This window comes from Nonomuraea sp. NPDC050227 (assembly GCF_044459705.1).
Lineage (GTDB): Bacteria > Actinomycetota > Actinomycetes > Streptosporangiales > Streptosporangiaceae > Nonomuraea.
The window spans coordinates 513,348-531,550 of sequence record NZ_JBITJF010000002.1; the positions used below are offsets into that span (position 1 = coordinate 513,348).

18 protein-coding genes are annotated in these 18,203 nt (G+C 72.2%); 6 read left to right on the forward strand and 12 right to left on the reverse strand.

Going from position 1 to position 18,203, the window contains the following annotated elements; translation table 11 throughout:
- Positions 1 to 5: 5 nt before the first annotated feature.
- From ACIBK9_RS09560 to ACIBK9_RS09595, 8 genes are all read right to left on the reverse strand, one after another.
- Positions 6 to 1,409 (reverse strand): NAD-dependent succinate-semialdehyde dehydrogenase, encoded by a 1,404-nt coding sequence (locus ACIBK9_RS09560; RefSeq protein ID WP_397156615.1) that lies wholly within the window; start codon positions 1,407 to 1,409, stop codon positions 6 to 8.
- Positions 1,402 to 2,067, reverse strand: a complete 666-nt coding sequence (locus tag ACIBK9_RS09565) for a GntR family transcriptional regulator (RefSeq protein ID WP_358286581.1) — start codon at positions 2,065 to 2,067, stop codon at positions 1,402 to 1,404. Before ACIBK9_RS09565 ends, ACIBK9_RS09560 begins: the two co-directional genes overlap by 8 nt.
- Before the next feature lie 14 nt (positions 2,068 to 2,081).
- Positions 2,082 to 3,242, reverse strand: a complete 1,161-nt coding sequence (locus ACIBK9_RS09570) for a mandelate racemase/muconate lactonizing enzyme family protein (protein ID WP_387675406.1) — start codon at positions 3,240 to 3,242, stop codon at positions 2,082 to 2,084.
- A gap of 7 nt (positions 3,243 to 3,249) precedes the next feature.
- Positions 3,250 to 4,068 (reverse strand): carbohydrate ABC transporter permease, encoded by an 819-nt coding sequence (locus tag ACIBK9_RS09575; protein WP_352324937.1) that lies wholly within the window; start codon positions 4,066 to 4,068, stop codon positions 3,250 to 3,252.
- Complete coding sequence (locus ACIBK9_RS09580; RefSeq protein ID WP_397156618.1) at positions 4,062 to 4,946, reverse strand: carbohydrate ABC transporter permease; 885 nt, start codon at positions 4,944 to 4,946, stop codon at positions 4,062 to 4,064. Before ACIBK9_RS09580 ends, ACIBK9_RS09575 begins: the two co-directional genes overlap by 7 nt.
- Positions 4,943 to 6,301 (reverse strand): ABC transporter substrate-binding protein, encoded by a 1,359-nt coding sequence (locus ACIBK9_RS09585; RefSeq protein ID WP_397156620.1) that lies wholly within the window; start codon positions 6,299 to 6,301, stop codon positions 4,943 to 4,945. The genes ACIBK9_RS09580 and ACIBK9_RS09585 overlap by 4 nt, the downstream gene beginning before the upstream one ends.
- A gap of 30 nt (positions 6,302 to 6,331) precedes the next feature.
- On the reverse strand, positions 6,332 to 7,456 hold the full coding sequence (locus tag ACIBK9_RS09590) for a zinc-binding dehydrogenase (protein WP_397156622.1): 1,125 nt from the start codon (positions 7,454 to 7,456) through the stop codon (positions 6,332 to 6,334).
- A gap of 76 nt (positions 7,457 to 7,532) precedes the next feature.
- A complete protein-coding gene (locus ACIBK9_RS09595) occupies positions 7,533 to 8,168 on the reverse strand; it encodes a TetR/AcrR family transcriptional regulator (RefSeq protein ID WP_387675587.1) in 636 nt (211 codons plus the stop codon).
- Between the two features lie 82 nt (positions 8,169 to 8,250).
- On the opposite strand from ACIBK9_RS09595, the gene ACIBK9_RS09600 reads away from it, so the two are divergent.
- The 4 genes from ACIBK9_RS09600 to ACIBK9_RS09615 are packed head-to-tail and all read left to right on the forward strand — an operon-like array spanning position 8,251 to position 13,798.
- Positions 8,251 to 9,501, forward strand: a complete 1,251-nt coding sequence (locus ACIBK9_RS09600) for an MFS transporter (RefSeq protein ID WP_397156624.1) — start codon at positions 8,251 to 8,253, stop codon at positions 9,499 to 9,501.
- Between the two features lie 4 nt (positions 9,502 to 9,505).
- Positions 9,506 to 11,125 (forward strand): alpha-amylase family glycosyl hydrolase, encoded by a 1,620-nt coding sequence (locus ACIBK9_RS09605; protein WP_397156626.1) that lies wholly within the window; start codon positions 9,506 to 9,508, stop codon positions 11,123 to 11,125.
- On the forward strand, positions 11,122 to 12,828 hold the full coding sequence (locus tag ACIBK9_RS09610) for a glycoside hydrolase family 2 protein (protein ID WP_397156628.1): 1,707 nt from the start codon (positions 11,122 to 11,124) through the stop codon (positions 12,826 to 12,828). The genes ACIBK9_RS09605 and ACIBK9_RS09610 overlap by 4 nt, the downstream gene beginning before the upstream one ends.
- On the forward strand, positions 12,815 to 13,798 hold the full coding sequence (locus ACIBK9_RS09615) for a DUF2804 domain-containing protein (RefSeq protein ID WP_397156630.1): 984 nt from the start codon (positions 12,815 to 12,817) through the stop codon (positions 13,796 to 13,798). Before ACIBK9_RS09610 ends, ACIBK9_RS09615 begins: the two co-directional genes overlap by 14 nt.
- A gap of 60 nt (positions 13,799 to 13,858) precedes the next feature.
- On the opposite strand, the gene ACIBK9_RS09620 is transcribed toward ACIBK9_RS09615, so the two are convergent.
- From ACIBK9_RS09620 to ACIBK9_RS09630, 3 genes are all read right to left on the reverse strand, one after another.
- Entirely contained in the window at positions 13,859 to 14,203 is a 345-nt protein-coding gene (locus ACIBK9_RS09620) for an RNA polymerase-binding protein RbpA (protein ID WP_043625492.1), read from the reverse strand.
- Between the two features lie 153 nt (positions 14,204 to 14,356).
- Positions 14,357 to 14,971: a hypothetical protein gene (locus ACIBK9_RS09625; protein WP_397156632.1), complete on the reverse strand. Its 615-nt coding sequence runs from the start codon at positions 14,969 to 14,971 to the stop codon at positions 14,357 to 14,359.
- A gap of 113 nt (positions 14,972 to 15,084) precedes the next feature.
- Positions 15,085 to 15,579 (reverse strand): nuclear transport factor 2 family protein, encoded by a 495-nt coding sequence (locus tag ACIBK9_RS09630; protein ID WP_397156634.1) that lies wholly within the window; start codon positions 15,577 to 15,579, stop codon positions 15,085 to 15,087.
- A gap of 33 nt (positions 15,580 to 15,612) precedes the next feature.
- Between ACIBK9_RS09630 and ACIBK9_RS09635 the strand changes: the two genes are divergently transcribed.
- Both ACIBK9_RS09635 and ACIBK9_RS09640 read left to right on the forward strand, forming a co-directional pair.
- Positions 15,613 to 16,092 (forward strand): helix-turn-helix domain-containing protein, encoded by a 480-nt coding sequence (locus tag ACIBK9_RS09635; RefSeq protein ID WP_352350760.1) that lies wholly within the window; start codon positions 15,613 to 15,615, stop codon positions 16,090 to 16,092.
- A 113-nt stretch (positions 16,093 to 16,205) separates the two neighbouring features.
- Positions 16,206 to 16,658, forward strand: a complete 453-nt coding sequence (locus ACIBK9_RS09640) for a hypothetical protein (RefSeq protein WP_397156636.1) — start codon at positions 16,206 to 16,208, stop codon at positions 16,656 to 16,658.
- A gap of 3 nt (positions 16,659 to 16,661) precedes the next feature.
- Here ACIBK9_RS09640 and ACIBK9_RS09645 read toward each other — a convergent pair whose 3' ends face one another.
- The gene (locus ACIBK9_RS09645) at positions 16,662 to 18,095 is read right to left on the reverse strand and encodes an MFS transporter (RefSeq protein WP_397156638.1); all 1,434 of its coding nucleotides are present in this window, start codon (positions 18,093 to 18,095) and stop codon (positions 16,662 to 16,664) included.
- Positions 18,096 to 18,203 lie beyond the last annotated feature (108 nt).

The following is an 18,203-nucleotide window of genomic DNA, read 5'->3' on the forward strand; positions in this document are numbered from 1 at the left end:
CTCCGTCATCGTCCCAGCCCCACGCTGAGGTACTTGTACTCCAGGTAGTCGGCCACCCCGTGGTGGCCGCCCTCGCGCCCGTAGCCGCTGCTCTTGATCCCGCCGAACGGCGCCTGCGGCGGCGCCAGCGGGCCGCCGTTCACGGTGACCATGCCGAACTGCAGCTCCTCGGCCACGCGCAGGGTCCTGGTCAGGTCGTTGGTCCACACGTAGGCGGTCAGCCCGTACGGGGTGGCGTTGGCGCGTTCGACGACCTTGTCGCAGTCGTCGAACTCCAGCACCGGCGCGACCGGCCCGAACGTCTCCTCACGGCAGACCAGCATGTCCTCGCTCACCCCGCCCAGCACGGTCGCCGGGTAGTACGTGCCCGCCCCCTCCGGCCGCCGCCCGCCGGCCAGGACGACCGCGCCCTTCGCGACGGCGTCCTCGACGTGCCCGCTCACCTTGGCCACGGCCGCCTCGTCGATGAGCGGGCCCAGCTCGGCCGCCCGCGCCTGGCGCACCAGCTCGTCGGTGAAGGCGGCGGCCAGCGAGGAGTGGACGAAGATCCGGTTGGGCGAGGTGCAGGCCTGCCCGGCGTTGAGGAACTTGCTGCGGGCCACCGCGCGGGCGGCGGCGACCGGGTCGGCGTCGGGGAAGACCAGCACGGGCGCGTGCCCGCCCAGCTCGACGCTGAGCCGCTTGACGTCGTGGGCGCTCTGCCTGATCAGCTCGCGGCCGACCTCGGTGGAGCCGGTGAAGGACACCTTGCGCACCCGCGGGTCGGTCATCACCGCCTGGCCGAACCCGGCCGGCCGGGACGTGGTGACCAGGTTGAACACGCCCGGCGGCAGCCCGGCCGCGACGAACGCCTCGGCCACCGCGATCGCCGACAGCGGGGTCTGCTCGGCCGGTTTGAGCACGACCGTGCAGCCCGCGGCCAGCGCCGGGCCGAGCTTGCGGGTGATCATCGAGACGGGGAAGTTCCACGGCGTGATGCCCGCGACCACGCCGACCGGCTCGGGCAGCAGCCAGATGCGGTTGCCCTCGTGCGCGCCGGGCACGGTCTCGCCGTACAGGCGGCGGGTCTCCTCGGCGGCCCACAACAGGTGGTCGGCGCCCGAGAGCACCTCGCCGGTCGCCTCGGCGAGCGGCTTGCCCTGCTCGGCCGTCATGATCGCGGCGATCCGGTCCGCCCGCGCGGTCAGCTCGCCGGCGGCGGCCCGCATGAGGCCGGCGCGCTCGTGGGCGGGCATGGCCCGCCAGCCGGGCAGCGCCGCCGCGGCCGCGTCGACCGCCTGCGTGGCCAGCTCGGGGCCGCAGTCGGCGACCTGCGCCAGCGGCTCGCCGGTGGCGGGGGAGCGGACGGTGAAGGTCTGGTCGGCCTCCTGCCATGCGGCTCCGATGAGAGCCTTGCGGGTGTCAGCCATGTGTCTCCTGGATTCCTTCGATGAGGGCCTTCATGGCGGCCATCTCGTGCGCGTGCTGCAGCCTGCCCGCCAGCGGGATGTCGCCTTCGACCAGGGCGTTCCTGATGGCGATGTGCTCGGCGTGCGATTTGGGCAGCCGCCAGGGCACCAGGCGGAAGCCGCGCTGGGCGGTCTCCGTGCGGGCCCACAGGCTCTGCAGCATGCGGTGGGTGAGCTTGCTGTGCTCGGTGTCGCACAGCAGGGAGTGGAAGCGCCGGTTGAGGCGGGCGAAGGCGGCGACATCCTCGCGGGCGACGGCGGTCTCGCACTCGGCGAGCACCGCGTCGACCTCGGCCAGCCGCGCGCCCTCCAGCGGCACGCCGCCCAGCTCCAGCGCCAGCGCGGTGAGCGCGGCCCGGACGCTGTAGAGCTCGCGCACGTTGGCCACCGTGAGCTCGGCGACCACGGCGCCGACGTGCGGGCGCTCGACCAGCCAGTCCTCGGAGCAGAGCTGTTTGATCGCCTCGCGCACGGGCGTCTCGCTGATGCCCACGGCCTCGGCCACCACCCTGGTGGTGATCTTCGTGCCGGGAGGCGCCTCGCCGCTCATGATCAGATGTTTGATGTGCTCCGCCGCAAGATCCGCCTTGGTGCGGAAGGGGGAACGCGATTCGGCCATGGTTGAGGAGCCCTTCAGACCCGCTGGACGGTGAGCGGCTCGATCGCCGCGTGGTCCAGCTCTACACCGATTCCGGGCCCCGTCGGAACGGCGACGAGACCCCGGGAGTCGGGCAGCAGCGGTTCGGTCAGCATGGCGTGGAACACCTCCGGGACGATCACCGGCGGATCGTAGGGGTACTCCAGCCAGTCGCAGTTCGGCAGCGAGGCGCAAAGTTGCAGGTTGCCCGCCACGCCGAGCCCGGTGGCCCAGGCGTGCGGGATGACCTTGCGCTGCCGGGCGGCGGCCATGGCGCCGAAGTCGCGCAGCGCGCCGATCTCCTCGCTCTCGTTCGCGTCGGGCTGAAAGATGTCGAAGCAACCATCCTCCAGCATGCGCACGAGCTGGCCGATGCCCCGGTTGTGCTCGCAGCCCGCGATCGGGATCGGCGAGGCCGCGGTCAGCTCGCACAGGGCGCGGTAGTCGTGCCGGGGCAGCGGCTCCTCCAGCCACGCCACACCGAGCCCGGCCAGTTCCCTGGCGGTGCTGAGGGCGCGGTCGAAGTCCCAGATCAGGCGGGTGCCGTCGGGGGCGTAGCGCCAGCGGGCGGCCGCCTGGTTGGCGTCCACCATGATCGCCACGTCGGGGCCGACCGCCTCGCGGACGGCGGCGACCTGCCGCACGTCCTCGGCGATCGTGGCCGCGTGCACGCGCAGCTTGATCCCCTGGAAACCCCGTTCGACGGCGGCCAGGGCGTCCTCGGCCCGCTGGGCCGGGTCGCGGAGCTCGCCGAAGCTCGCGTACGCGCGGACAGCTCCCGAGTGCCCGCCCCAGAGCTTGTACAGCGGCTGCCCGCAGGCCTTGCCGACGGCGTCCCACACGGCGACGCCGACGACCCACGGCCGGGGGAAGACGTACTCGGCCACGTACCGCAGCCGGTTGGCGACGTGCGTGGTGTCGAAGGCGTCCAGGCCGACCAGCTGCGGGCGGATCCAGCCGCGGATCGCCTCCAGCAGCATCGGCCCGGTGCCGTGGCCCATGTCGCCGCCGGACACCCCGACGATGCCCTCGTCGGTCTCGACCTCGACGATGACCGCCGACATCGCCCGGTGCGCGCCCTCCGGGGCCCACGACGGCACGAACGGCCGGGGATAGGGCAGCTCGATGACCCGCGCGCGGACGTCTGTGATCCTCATCGGCTCCTCACCCCTTGGTCGCGCCGTCCGCGAGACCCTTGATCAGGTACTTCTGCACCAGCAGCGCGAAGACCACCACGGGCAGCACGGTCAGCACGCCGACCGCGGCCAGCGGCCCCCACATCCCGCCCTTCTCGGTGTCGGCCGCGATCCCGGCGATGGCGACGGGGATGGTGACCGCCCGGTCGTTGGTGAGGATCAGCGCGAACAGCAGCTCCTCCCAGGCCAGGATGATGCAGAAGATCAACGTCGAGACCAGGCCGGTCAGGCTCGTCGGCACGATGATCCGGAAGAACGCCCCGAACCGCGAGCAGCCGTCGATCATCGCCGCCTCCTCCAGCTCCTTGGGCAGCCCGCGGAAGAAGGCCCGCATCAGCCACACCACGTACGGCACCAGGAAGGTCACGTACGCCAGGATCACGGTGATGTACTGGTCGGTCAGCCCGAGCTTCCTGGCCACCAGGAACAGCGGCACCACCAGCGCGATCGGCGGCACCGCGCGCGAGGCCAGGATCAGCCCGCCCACCACGCCCGCGCCGCGCATCCGCAGCCGCGACAGCGCGTACCCGGCCATCGAGCCGGCGACCATGGAGATGGCCGAGGCGCCGGCCGCCACGATGACCGTGTTGACCATGCGGGGCAGGATGCGCGCCTGCTGGAAGTAGCTGACGTAGTTGTCGAGGGTGAACTCGCTCAGCCAGCGCGGCGGCACCGTGAAGATGTCCCTGGGCAGCTTGAACGAGATCGAGACCATGTAGAGCACGGGGAACAGGAAGGCCAGCGTCACCAGGACGGCCCCGGTGACGGCCGCGTACCGTCTCACCATCGGTTCTCCAGACGCCGGGTCACGCGGAACAGGACAAAGGTGATCAGCATCGTCAGGACCAGGACGATCGTCGCCATCGAGGAGGCCGAGCCGAACTCCAGGCTCCGGAACCCCTTCTCGTAGATGTAGAGGTTGATGACGTTGGTCGAGTTGCCCGGCCCGCCCCTGGTGGCGGCCAGCGCGATGTCGAACATCTTGACCGCGCCCAGCCAGCGCACCACGAACGCGGCGGCCATCACCGGCACCAGCAGCGGCAGCGTGATGCGCCGCAGGATCGCCCAGCGGCCGGCGCCGTCGGAGCGGGCGGCCTCGTACACGTCGCCGGGCAGCGCCATGATCCCGGCCGAGGCGATGAGCACCACGAACGGCGTCCAGCGCCAGGTGTCGATGACGATCAGGCTGACCATGGCCAGCGTCGGGTCGCCGATCCACTCGACGGGCCCGGCGCCGACCAGGCCGAGGGCGTAGTTGACGACGCCCCACAGCGGGTCGAGCAACATCCGCCACACGCCGCCGGCGACCACGGGGGCCACCACCATCGGGATGAGGAACAGGGCGCGCAGCACGCCCCGGCCCCGCCAGGCGACGTTGAGCAGGAACGCGATGGCGAACCCGAGCACCATCTGCAGCGGCAGCGCGATCACCAGGTAGACGCCGGTGACCCGGAGCGAGTCCAGGAAGCCCGGATCGCGCAGCACGGCCTCGTAGTGCCGCCAGCCGACCCATCCGGACGGCTGGAAGGAGGCCAGGTCGAAGTCGGACACGCTCACCCAGGCCGTGTAGAGGATCGGGTAGAGCAGCATGCCCGCCAGCAGCAGCAGGGCGGGGGCCAGGAAGAGCCAGGCCGTGCCCGGCTCTCCCAGTCGGGCACGCCTCACTGGTTGTAGCCCTTGGCCGTCAGCAGGTCGCCGATCTCCTTGGCGGCCTGGTCGATCGCCTGCTGCGCGGTGGCCTGCCCGGACATGGCCCGGCTGGTCTGCAGCGCCAGGATCTGCTGCACGGCGTCGGACTCGGGCAGCCTGGGCCGCCACATCTCACCCTTGGAGACGACCTCGTAGCCGTCCTTGAGCGCCTTGTAGACCGGGCCGGCCCACTCAGCCGGCGGCGTGCCGTCGAGGCTGGAGTTGCGGGCGGGGAAGGTGCCGAACGCCTTGCCGGTGAACTGCTCGCCCTCCTTGGAGGTCACCCACTGCAGCCAGGTCCAGGCGGCGGCCGGGTGCGTGGACTTCTTGGAGATGCCCGCCGTCCAGATGCCGCGGTGGGCGCCCGGCGAGGTCGATCCGGCGGGCAGGGTGGACAGGCCCACCTGCTCGGGGGTCAGGGTGGTGGTCTCCTTGTCCACGGCGGTGCCCTTGTAGACGCTGCCCCACATGAACATGGTGGCCGTCTTGCCCTGCCGGAAGGCCTCCAGCGGCTCGTTGAACTGGTACGTGCTGGCCCCGGGCGGCGCGTACTTGAGCAGGTCGACCTGCGTCTGCAGGGCCTTGACGCCCGCCGGGCCGCCGAAGGCGACCTTCGTGCCGTCCAGGATCTTGCCGCCGTCGGAGTTGAGCACGGTCTGCCACACGGTGGGGGTGAGCGGGTCCTTGGTGAAGTACGTGCCCACGGCCCAGGAGTCGGTCCTGCCGTCGCCGTCGGTGTCCTGGACGAGCTTGGGGGCGTCCTTGAAGTACTGCTCCCAGGTCGTCTGCGCGGTCGGCTCGGCCACGCCGGCCTTCTTGTACAGCGACTTGTTGTAGAACATCAGCAGCAGGTTGGAGCGCACGGGCACGGCGTACTGCTTGCCCTCCCACTCCCCGGCGGCCAGCGGCGAGGGGTTGAAGTCGGCCCAGTCGTAGCCGGGGTCGTTCCACTTGGCCAGCTCGGGGCCCTTGAGGTCGTACAGGGCGCCGGTCTTGGCGAGCTGCGGCAGCCAGGGGTCGTCGGCGAGCACCACGTCGTAGGTGGCGGTGGTGCCGGTCAGCTCCAGCATCGTCTTGGGCAGCTGGTCGTTGTAGGGGATGCCGTCGACGGTGACCTTGATGTTCGGGTACTTCTTGGCGAACTCCGGCACGAGCTTGTCCTGCCACTGCTTGGCGAACGCGTCGTTGGCGATCACGCGGATCGACACCGGGGCCTGCGCCGTGCCGAGGCCGCCGCCGTCGGCCGCGACCTCCTGCGACGACGAGCCGCAGGCGGCGACGCTGAGCGCGAGCACGGCCGCGGCCGTGACGAGCCGGGTGTTGTTCAACACGGGTGTCCTCCCGGAGGGGAATGGGGGATTTCAGGCGGAGGGGTCGACGGCGAGCTTGACGACGTCCCGGCCGTCCAGCGGGTGGCCCGAGCCCAGGGCCTCGAGCGCCTCGCGGACCCGGCCGAGCGGCACGCGGTGGCTGACCACGCGCTCGAAGGGGCTGCCGCCGCGTTCCAGGATCGTCAGCGCCTGGTGGTAGCGGCGCTGCATGTCGGGGCCGGCGCCGTAGACGCCGGCGATCGTGAGGTCCCGCTTCAGCAGGTCGCTGTAGGGGTTGAAGGGGACGGCGCCGCGGTCGGTGAAGTTGCCCAGCTCGGCCAGCACGCCGCCGTCGGCGACCAGGCCGAGCGCCTCGGTGAACGCCTCGGGGGAGCCCGCGGTGCCGATGACGGCGTCGGCGCCGGCGCGTCCCAGCGCGTCGAACACCGCCCGGCGGCGCCCGGCGGCGCCGTCGCCGAGATCGACGACGGTGTCCGCGCCGAGCAGCGCGGCCAGTTCCAGCCGGGCGCCCGGCGCGCCGACGGCGACCACCCTGGCCGCCCCGGCGGCGCGGGCGGCGACCACGGCCATCAGGCCGATCGCGCCGACCCCCTGGACCACGACGGTGGAGCCGATCCGGATCGCGGAACGTTCCACACCGTGCAGGGCCACCGACAGCGGCTCCTGCAGCACGGCGACCTCGGCGGGCAGATCGGTCCGGTAGAACACCGTTCCCGCGTTCGAGGCGTACAGGTGGGTGGCGAAGCCGCCGGTCAGGTACGGCGGCCGGTCGGCGGGGGAGGCGAACCCGTAGGACGGCCGCCGGTCCGGGCAGCTGCCCGGCCTGCGGCGCACCTGGCATTCGAAGCACCGGCCGCAGCTCAGCGACGGGAAGACGCCCACCCGGTCGCCGACGGCCACCGGCCGTCCCGCGTGGTCGGTCGCGACGCCGTCGCCGAGCGCGGCCAGCCGGCCGACGATCTCGTGCCCGAGCAGCGCGGGGAAACGCACGCTGGCCAGCCGGCCCCGGTAGATGTGGGCGTCCGTGCCGCACATGCCGCACAGCTCGACCTCCAGGACGAACTCTCCCGGACCGGGCTGCGGCAGGCCGTACTCGCGCACCTCCACCGCTCCCGCGACGTCGGTGACGATCGCCGCGCGTGCCGTCGCGTCCATGCACCGCCTCCTGGATTCTGCTTTCTATAGAATGTGGAAGACGGTAGTTCGTCCGGTTTTGAACGGTCAATCCTTGTTACCGGAATGTTTCTGAGGCCACGTCAACGAAGTAGGCCCGCAGCAACCTTCGTCCTTGCTCGATCATGGCCGGATCGCCCTGCGGCGTCGCGGAGAACGTCAGGTGCAACACCGCCGCCGTGCACTGGATCGCCAGCCGCATCACCCGGTACGGATCGGGCAGCGCCGGCAGCCCCGCCTCCTCCAGCGCGAAGTGGTAGAGCCGCTCGGCCAGCACGTCCCCGCTCTCCCGCACCCGTCCGGCGGGCAGGAACGACGGGCCGCCCGGCCGGGTGTCGGCGAAGTCGACCACGGTGAAGCCCGGCACGCTCCTGCGCATCTCCACCGTCTCGGCCAGCACCAGCTCCGCCGCCCGCGGCCAGGTCAGCGGCGGCTCCTCGGCGACCCTGGCCCGCAGCCGGGCCAGCAGCACCTCCAGGTTGCGCAGCGCCAGCTCGCGCAGCATGCCCGGCTTGCCGTCGAAGAACTGGTAGATCGTGCCGGAGGGCACGCCGGCGCTCCTGGCGACGTCGGAGATCGTCAGGGCGTCCAGGCCGACCTCGTCCAGCAGGCGGGCGCAGGCGTCGAGGATGCGTTCGACCCTGTCGATGCTGCGCCGCTGGACCGGTCGGCGTCGGATGCCGGGGTTCTCCACGAACAAGTCTTAACATAACGACCCGTCATGTTCTAACGTGACATCCTCTCACGTTCCCCCGTTCCCCCCAGGGAGGACCTGCATGGCCGAAACGCGCCTCGCGCCCGACAGACGGGTCTCCGCGGGCTGGATGTCCCTGCTGGCGCTGGCCCAGATGGGGGTCATCATGGCGATGACCGTCGGAAACCAGATCCTGCTCCCCTCCCACGTGGCGCGCATCGATCCGCAGCACAAGGAGGCGTCGCTGGCGGTGGTCTTCGCCGTCGCCGCCGTCTGCACGATCGTGGCCAACCCGCTGTTCGGAGCCCTGTCCGACCGCACCCGTGCCCGGATGGGCCGGCGCCGCCCCTGGATCGCGGGCGGCGCGCTGGTCTGCGCCGCGTCCCTGGTCTTCCTGTCCCGTCAGGACTCCCTGGCCGGGCTGGTCGTCGGCTGGGCGGTCGCCCAGCTCGCCTTCACCGCCGCCCTCGCCACCGCCATCGCCACCGTGCCCGACCAGGTGCCGATCAGCCAGCGCGGCAAGGCCTCGGCGCTGGCGGGCGTGGGCCAGCTCGCCGGGCCGCTGCTGGGCGGCGTCGTGGTCACCGTCGTGGCGATCGGCTCGCAGGCCGGGTTCGTCGCGATGGCCGTCCTGGTGCTGCTGCTGGTGCTGCCGTTCAGCCTGTTCACCAAGGAGCCCGCGAGCGCGCCGGCCGACCTGCCGCCGTTCGGCCTGCGCTCGCTGCTGCGCAGCTTCAAGGTGAGCCCGCGCCAGCACCCCGACTTCGCCTGGGCCTGGCTGAGCCGCTTCCTGATCACCCTCACCCTCGCCATGGCCATCGGCTACCTGCAGTACTACCTGCGCGACGGCGTCGGCTACGAGGCGCTCTTCCCCGGCTCCACCGTCGAGCAGGGCGTCGTGGTGCTGGTCGCGGTCTTCACGCTGAGCAGCGTCGCGCCCACCCTGGTCGCGGGCTGGTTGTCGGACCGGTTCGGCAACCGCCGCACGGCCGTCTTCGTCGGCGGGCTCACCATGGCCGCCTCCGGGCTCGTGCTGACCTTCCTGACCAGCTGGCCCGCCGCGATCGCCGCCAGCGTCCTGCTCGGCGCGGGCTACGGCATGTTCGCCGCCGTGGACCAGGCCATGGTCACCCAGCTCCTGCCCGCCGACGCCGACCGAGGCAAGGACCTCGGGATCGTCAGCCTGGCCAACTCCGCCTCCGGCACGTTCGGGCCGGTCATCGCCGCGCCCCTGGTCACCTCCGCGGGCGGCTACCCGCTCATGTACGCCGTCGCGGCGGCCTTCGCCGCGCTCGGCGCCTGCCTCATCTGGAGAATCCGCAGTGTCCGATAAAGCAGTGTCCGACGGTCTCGCAGCCTTCGACGGCGACGCCTGGTGGCGCGAGGCCGTCGTCTACCAGATCTACCCCCGCAGCTTCGCCGACGCCGACGGCGACGGCCAGGGCGACCTGCCCGGCGCGCTGGCCCGCCTGGACCACCTGGCCGACCTGGGCGTGGACGCCGTCTGGCTGAGCCCGTTCTACCCCTCGCCGCTGGCCGACGGCGGCTACGACGTCGCCGACTACACCGACGTGGACCCCCGCTACGGCACGCTGGCCGACTTCGACGCCTACGTGGCCGCGGCCACCGCCCGGGACATCAAGGTCATCGTCGACATCGTGCCCAACCACTGCTCCGCCGCCCACCCGCGCTTCCAGCAGGCGCTGGCGGCCGGCCCCGGCAGCCCCGAGCGCGACTGGTTCGTCTTCCGCGACGAGCCCAACAACTGGCAGTCCATGTTCGGCGGCCCCGCCTGGACCCAGGCCCCCGACGGCCAGTGGTACCTGCACCTGTTCGACTCCGCCCAGCCCGACTGGAACTGGCGGCACCCCGGCGTCACCGCCATGTTCGAGGACGTGCTGCGGTTCTGGCTGGACCGCGGCGTGTCCGGGTTCCGCATCGACGTCGCCGCCATGCTGTTCAAGGAGGACGGCCTGCCCGACGTCGTCCCCGGCAGCCAGGGCGCGCCGCTGGCGCCCGGACGGTCCGCGGTGCCGTACGAGCACCAGCCCGAGCTGCTGGAGCTGTACCGGTCCTGGCGCAAGATCCTGGCCGCCTACCCCGGGCCGCGCGGCACGGTGGCCGAGATCTGGTTCGCCGACCCCGCTCAGGCCCGGCCCTACCTCACCGGCGACGGCCTGGCCCAGCTGTTCAACTTCCGCCTGATGCCCCTGCCGTGGTCGGCCGGGGAGTTCCGCGCGGTGATCGAGGAGTCCCACCGGCTGGCCCGCGAGACGGGCGGCTCGATCCCCTGGGTGCTGGGCAACCACGACGTGCCGCGGATGGCGACCAGGTTCGGCATCGACCAGGACCTCGTCCGCGCCCCCACCGCCGACGTGCTGCTCGGCAAGGTCGCCGTGGACCGCGAGCTCGGCCTCAGGCGCGCCCGCGCCGCCACGCTGCTGCTGCTCGCCCTGCCCGGCGCCGCCTACCTCTACCAGGGCGACGAGCTCGGCCTGCCCGAATACCTCGACATGCCGGCGCAGGCGCGGCAGGACCCCATGTTCGAGCGCACCGGCCGCGCCTTCATCGGCAGGGACGGCTGCCGCGTGCCGCTGCCCTGGTCGGGCACGTCCGCGCCGTACGGGTTCGGGCCGGGCGGCACCTGGCTGCCCCAGCCGGCCGACTGGGCGCACCTCACCGTCGCCGCCCAGCGCGACGACCCCGGCTCCACCCTCAACCTCCACCGCGCCGCCATCGCCCTGCGCCGCGAGCATCCCGCGCTCGGTGACGGCGACCTGACCTGGCTCGACGCGCCGCCCGGCGTGCTGGCCCTCACCCGCGAGCCCGGCTTCACGCTCATGGTCAACTTCGGCCCGGACACGGTGCCGCTGCCCCCGCACCACGACGTCCTGCTGGCCAGCGGCCCCCTGGACGGCGGCGCCCTGCCCGCCGACACGGCGGTGTGGCTCTCGTGACCGGCGACCCGATTCCGCTGCCGGAGTACCCCCGGCCCCAGCTCGTCCGCGACAGCTACGTCAACCTCAACGGCCGCTGGCGGTACGCGATCAACGACGGCTCGCGGCCCGCGTCGTACGACGGCGACATCCTCGTGCCGTACTCGCCGGAGGCGCCGCTGTCCGGCGTCGGCCGGCAGCTGCTGCCGGGGGAGACCCTGTGGTACCGCCGCACGTTCGAGCCGCCCGCCGGGCCCGCGGGCGGGCGGGTGCTCCTGCACTTCGGCGCCGTCGACCAGACCTGCCGGGTGTGGGTCAACGACGTCGAGGTGGGCGGCCACAGCGGCGGCTACCTGCCGTTCTCCTTCGACGTCACCGACGCGCTGACCGAGGGCGCCAACACCCTCGACGTGGCCGTCCAGGACGACAGCGACACCGGCCGGCAGTCGCGCGGCAAGCAGCGGCTGCGCCGCGGCGGCATCTGGTACACCGCCCAGTCGGGCATCTGGCAGACCGTCTGGGCCGAGCGCGTGCCGGATCGGCACGTGGAACGGCTCACGCTGACGCCCGTGCTCGCCGAGGAGTGCGTCGAGGTGACCGTGCACGCCGCGGGCGGCGAGGCCGAGGTCGAGATCCTCGCCGGCGGCCGGGTGGCGGCCCGCGCCACCGTCCCCGCCGGGCGGCCGGTGCGCGTCCCGCTGCCCGGCGCGCGCCCGTGGAGCCCCGAGGACCCCTTCCTGTACGACGTGCGCGTCTCGCTCGGAGAGGACCGCGTCCGCGGCTACGTCGGCATGCGCTCCTTCTCCGTCGGCCCCGACGCCGACGGCGTGCCCCGGCTGCTGCTGAACGGCCGGCCGTACTTCCACGCCGGCATCCTCGACCAGGGCTACTGGCCCGACGGCCTCTACACGCCGCCCTCGGACGAGGCCATGGTCGACGACATCGTCATGATGAAGCAGCTCGGCTTCACCATGCTGCGCAAGCACATCAAGATCGAGCCGCTGCGCTGGTACCACCACTGCGACCGGCTCGGCATGCTCGTCTGGCAGGACCTGGTCAACGGCGGCGAGACCTACCGGCCGCTGGTCGTCACCACCCCCGCGCTGCTGCCGCTGCGCCTGGACGACCGCCGCCACCACCGCTTCGGACGGGCCGACGCCGCCGGGCGGGCCGCGTTCGAGGCCGAGCTGCGCGAGACCGTCGAGCACCTGCGCAACGTGGTCGGCCTGGCGGTCTGGGTGCCGTTCAACGAGGGCTGGGGCCAGTTCGACGCCGCGCGGATCGCCGGCGAGCTGGCCCGCCTGGACCCCACCCGCACGATCGACCACGCCAGCGGCTGGCACGACCAGGGCGCGGGCGACCTGCTCAGCCTGCACGTCTACTTCCGCCGCTTCCGCCCGCCCCGCCCGGACGGCCGCGTCCTGGCCCTGACCGAGTACGGTGGCTACAGCCTGGCCGTCGAGGGCCACACCTGGGGCGAGAAGGAGTTCGGCTACCGGCGTTACCGCACCGCCGACGAGCTGGGCGCGGCGTTCGTCCGGCTGCACGAGGAGCAGATCGTCCCGGCCATCCGCCAGGGCCTGAGCGCCACCGTCTACACCCAGCTCTCCGACGTCGAGGACGAGCTGAACGGCCTGCTCACCTACGACCGGGCCGAGCTGAAGCTGCCCGCCGACCTCATCCGCTCCGTCACGAGGAGGCTCGCCTTCCATGACCACCCATGAACGGGAGCTCACCGCCCCCGCCGACCTGTGCCTGCCCGGCGGCCGGCTGAACCCCGCCGCCGTCGGCTGGACCCGCACGCCGCTGCACCGGGCCAACCTGCGCGGCTGGGGACGGCGCAAGCGCTGGGAGTACTGGGGCGTCGTCACCCCCTCCCACATCATCGGCCTGGTGGCCTCCTCGCTGGACTACGCCGGGGTGCACGGCGTCTACGTGCTCGACCGGGCCACCGGCGCGGAGTTCGCCGAGGACGTCGTCGTGCCGCTGGCCCGCGGCGCCTCCTTCCCCGACCGCAGCGGCGCCGGCACGGTGTCCGTGCGCGGCGGCGGGCTGGCGATCGACATCCGGCAGGACCCGGCCGCCACCGTCATCCGCGCCGCCGCCCCCGGCGTGCGGATCGACCTGGAGGTGCCGCTGCCGGAGGGCCACGAGTCGCTCGGCGTCGTGGTCCCCTGGGGCCCGAACCGGTTCCAGTACACGGTCAAGGACGTCGGCCGCCCGGCACGCGGACGCCTGCGCCTCGGCCCGGACGAGTTCGCGATCGACCCCGCCGACTCCTTCGCGGTGCTTGACCACGGCCGGGGGAAGTGGCCGTACGCGGTGACCTGGAACTGGGCGGCCGGCAGCGGGCCCGGCCGGTCCGTCCAGCTCGGCGGCAAGTGGACCGACGGCACCGGCGTCACCGAGAACGCCCTGTTCACCGGCGGCCGGCTGCACAAGATCGGCGACGAGCTGGAGTGGACCTACGACCGCGGCGACTGGCTGCGCCCCTGGCGGATCACCGGCCCGCGGGTCGAGGTGGAGTTCCGGCCGTTCCACGAGAAGGTGGCCCGCACCCAGCTGGGCGTGGTGGCCAGCGAGACCCACCAGTGCTTCGGCCACTTCTCCGGCCGCGTCCAGGACGACGACGGCGCGTGGGTGGACCTCGACGGCCTCACCGGCTGGGCCGAGGAGGCGCGTCAGCGCTGGTAGCGGGGGCGGGCACAGCAAAACCCCCGGGCGTCGCCCGGGGGTTTTCACCGTGAGAAGTGGTCAGGCGCTCTTGCGGCGCTGGGCGCGCAAGACCGCGAGCCTCTCGTTGAGCACCTCTTCCAAATCCTCGATGGACCGCCGCTCCAGCAGCATGTCCCAATGAGTCCGTGGGGGCTTGGTCTTCTTCGACTCCGGCTGCTCACCGTCGACCCGCACCGCGGTCGCGCCGCACATGCGGCACTCCCAGGTCGCGGGGATCTCGGCCTCGGCGGCAAGCGGAACCTCGAAGCGATGGCCCTTAGGACAGGTGTAGGACACCTCCTGGCGTGGGGCCAGATCCGTGTTACGGTCGTTCTCGTAGCTGGTTGCCCCGAGCCGGGTGCCACGAAGCGCGCGCTCGCCCATGTCTAAATGCCTCCTACAGGGCCCCCATACGTGGGGGGTCTGTCTCCCACGGTGTCTAACGCTTGGTACCGTGATGGGATTCCCACCCGCGGGGTGATCCAATCGCGCTTGGGGCCTCGGGTATTCGAGCCCGCTCCCAGCGGTCCCTCGTCCTCAGGCCGCGGCGGTCGTCCGCGGGGCTCTGAGCAGGCTCGCCGCCAGCCACAACCCGCCGATCATGATGAGCGCCCCGTGCGCGATCCGCACCGGGTACGGGCCGAAGAACTGCGGGATGAACAGCGCCAGACCCAGCGCGAGCGCCGTCCCGGCCCCCTTGGGCAGGATCCCCGAACGCCACACGGCCACGGCCGCCATCACCGTTCCGGCGCCCAGCAGTGCCAGCCCGGCGGCGAACAGGGTGATCGCGAGCGGGTCGAAGCGGAACAGCTCGGCCAGCTCCATCAGCGCGGGCGCGCCGTCGCGCAGGGAACGTTGCGCGATCACGTGCAGGCCGAAGTCCTCGGCCCCGTAGTAGGGGAGTGTCAGGCCGGCTCCGGCCCAGGTCACCGCGGCCGCGCGCAGCGACAGGCGGTCGCCGAGCACCTGGTGCAGCCCGAGCGTGCCCAGCCCGAGCAGCACGAAGCCGAGCATCGCGGCCAGATGGCCGGTGACCCACGCGGTCGAGGCCATGGCGACGGCGTCGTCGCCGGACGGCCGCACCACCGGGTAGACGAACAGCAGCACGCCGCCGAGGGCGAAGGCGGCGGAGGTGAGGCGGGGGGAGGTCATGGATAACTCCTGGCTGAGGGCGTTGCTCTGTTGTGAGAGCAATGCTCTCGTGACAGGTGTTCCCGTGTCAAGAGCACTGCTCTCTGTTCAGAGCGATGGCCGCATCCTGGAGGTCAGGCCAGCAGCGGCACCAGGGTCCGGTCGCCGAACCTCGTCATCGCGGCCAGCGGCGCGGAGGCCGCCCCCACCAGCAGCGGAAGGCCCGGTTTGCCCTTGTCCCTGGCGATGCGCGGGCCCAGGGCGGCCATCAGCGCGGTCAGTCCCGGCAGTGGCCTGATCCACATGGTGATCTCCCGGACCAGGCCGTCGTCGTCCAGTTCGAGCTGGGCCACCTCGTTCAGCGGCTGGCGGCCCACCCGGGCGGTCGCCGTGAGCATGCGGGTGCGGCCGTCGCCGATGTCGCTGTGGTAGCGCAGGTCCGACAGCACGTCGAAGACCGCTTCGAACAGCGCTCCCACCTGTGTCAGGCCCTCGAACCTGGCCCGGTAGCTCAGCGGGGAGTGGAACACCACGCCGTCGGCGAGGGTGGCCTTGAGCGCCTGGGCGTCGTGCGCCTCGCCGGCCCGGCGGTACGCGCCGGCGGGTGAGTCCTGAATGTGAACTGTCATGGGTTCACAATATCAACCCACTATCATGGGTGCATGAACAGGTTCGGTGAGATGCACTGCTCCATCGCCCAGGCCGTCGGCGTCATCGGCGAGCCGTGGACTCCGCTGATCCTGCGCGACCTGTTCCTCGGCCTGCGCAGGTTCGACGACCTCGCCGAGGACCTGGGCATCTCGCGCAACCTGCTGGCCCGCCGGCTCGACCATCTCGTCGCCACCGGGGTCGTGGAGAAACGGCCCTACCAGGAGCGTCCGGTGCGCCACGAATACCTGCTGACCGAGGCCGGGCGTGACGTCGTGCCCGCCCTGCTGACGCTCATGGCCTGGGGCGACCGGTGGTCCACCCCGCCCGGCGGGCCGCCCGCGCTGCTCGTCCACTCCTGCGGGCGGGAGTTCACGCCCGTCGTCACCTGCCCCCACTGCGGCGGCGAGGCCACGGCCGAGACCGTGCTGCCGATGCCCGGTCCCGGAGCCGCCCGGGGGCCGGGCACCATGGTGCTGGCCGCCGATCTGTGACGATCCGTGTTTGACGCGCGACCCTTCGTGAGAGGACTCTCATGGCCCGCTCACGGCCGCCCCACGGCGGCCCCGCAGGCTGAGGGGACCGCGACGTCGATCAGGAGGCGTAGATGGATCTCATGCCACGCTGGCCCGCGGCGGCCGCCGCGCTCGCGTTCGTCCTCGCCGGGGGAGGGATGCTGCTTCCGGCCCAGGCGGCGGCCGGGCCGCCCCCGACGCTCGTCCAGGCCGCCCATGACGACGGCGGCGACGACGACGGCGACGACGGTGACGACGACCGCGCGGCCCCCCGGTCCGGGCGGCGCGAACCGGCCAGGAAACAGGCCCACGCCCCGCGCCGGGACGACGACGTCGAGGCCATCCCCGGCCTGGAGGCCCGCGACTCCCGTCCCCCCGAGCCCGTCACCCGCCCGCCCGAGGCCCCAGGGCGGGCCGAGATCCGGCTGGAGAGCGGCGCCATGACCGGCGGCGGGCACGTCGGCCCGCTGGTGCTGCTGGCCATCCTGGGCACCGGCGCCCTGGTGGGCGCCTCGTACTGGCTCTCGCGCCGGTACGGCCCCTGACGGTCAGATCCGCGACGGGACCTCGTTGCCGGCCGCCCTGATGGCCTTGGGCAGGTTCGTCAGGGCGAGCAGCACGAAGCCCACCACGAAGAATATGATCATGGACACGATGGCGATCCGGTAGCTGTTGGTGACCTGCAGCGCGATCGTCACGGTCAGCGACCCGATGAACGCCGACCCCTTGTCGCTGATCTGCAGCAGGCTGAAGTACTCCGCCTCCCGCCCCTTCGGGATCACCTGCGAGAACAACGACCGCGACAACGCCTGCGTGCCGCCCAGCACGATCGCGATGGCGAAGGCCATCAGGTAGAACTGCAGCGCCTGCCCCTCGCCGACGAACATCGCCACCACCACGATCCCGGTCCACAACACCAGGCTGGCCAGCACCGTGCGCTTGGTGCCGAAGCTGCGCGCCAGCCACCCCAGCAGCAGCGCCCCGAAGAACGCCACGAACTGCACCATCAGGATCGCCGTGATCTGGACGGTCTTGTCCAGCTTGAGGGCTTCGGAGGCGAAGGCCGCGCTGTTGCCGATGACCGTCTGCACGCCGTCGTTGTAGACCAGGTAGGCCACCAGGAACAGCAACGTCAGCGGGTACCGCCGCAGCTCGGCCAGCGTACGGCCGAGCTGGCGGAAGCTCCCGCGCACCGAGCGCAGCGCCGTGGTCTCGTGCGCCGCCACGGGACGGTTGCGCAGCCGCAGCAGCGGGATGACCGTGAACGTCGCCCACCACAGGCCGGCCGACATCATGCTGATGCGCACCGCCATGCCCTCGCTCAGCCCCAGGCTGTCGTGCTGCAGGAACAGCGCCAGGTTGAGCAGGAGCAGCAGCCCGCCGCCGAGGTAGCCGATCGCCCAGCCGCGCGAGGAGACCCCGTCGCGCTCCTCGGGGGTGGAGATCTGCGGCAGGAAGGAGTCGTAGACCACCACGGAGGAGCCGTAGGCCAGGTTGGCCACCACGAACAGCGCGCCGCCCAGCAGGTAGCGGTCGCCCTCGACGAAGTACAGGCCCATGGTGGCCAGCGCGCCGACGTAGGCGAACCCGCCGAGCAGCTCCCGCTTGCGGCCGGTGTGGTCGGCCAGCGCGCCCACGATGGGCAGGAACACGATCTGCAGGAACACCGCCACCGTCAGCGTCAGCCCGAAGAAGGCCGCGGGCCTGATGTCGGCGCCGAGCACGTCGACGTACCCCAGGCCGGGGTGGCGCAGGACCAGCGCGTCGAACTGGGACGCGCACGTCTCGGGCGCGAGGCCGGGGAAGTCCTTGGCGCAGGCCGCGGTCCTGGCGACCGGGATCAGGTACGGGCCCAGGAAGACCGAGATGATCGTGGTGTAGAACGCCGAGTTGGCCCAGTCGTAGAAGTACCAGCCGCGTTGCTCGCGGCGGCGCGCCGCGGGGGAGTCGTCGAGGGCCGCGGGGGGTGCGGTGGAGGCCATGGTGTCGTGTCGCTCCTCTGCGGCCACGGGGGGTCATGCCTGACGAAGTGCCCATCTTCGCAGGTCGTGGGTCACGTCCACGTGTCGTGCCCATGACCTTACAGTGAT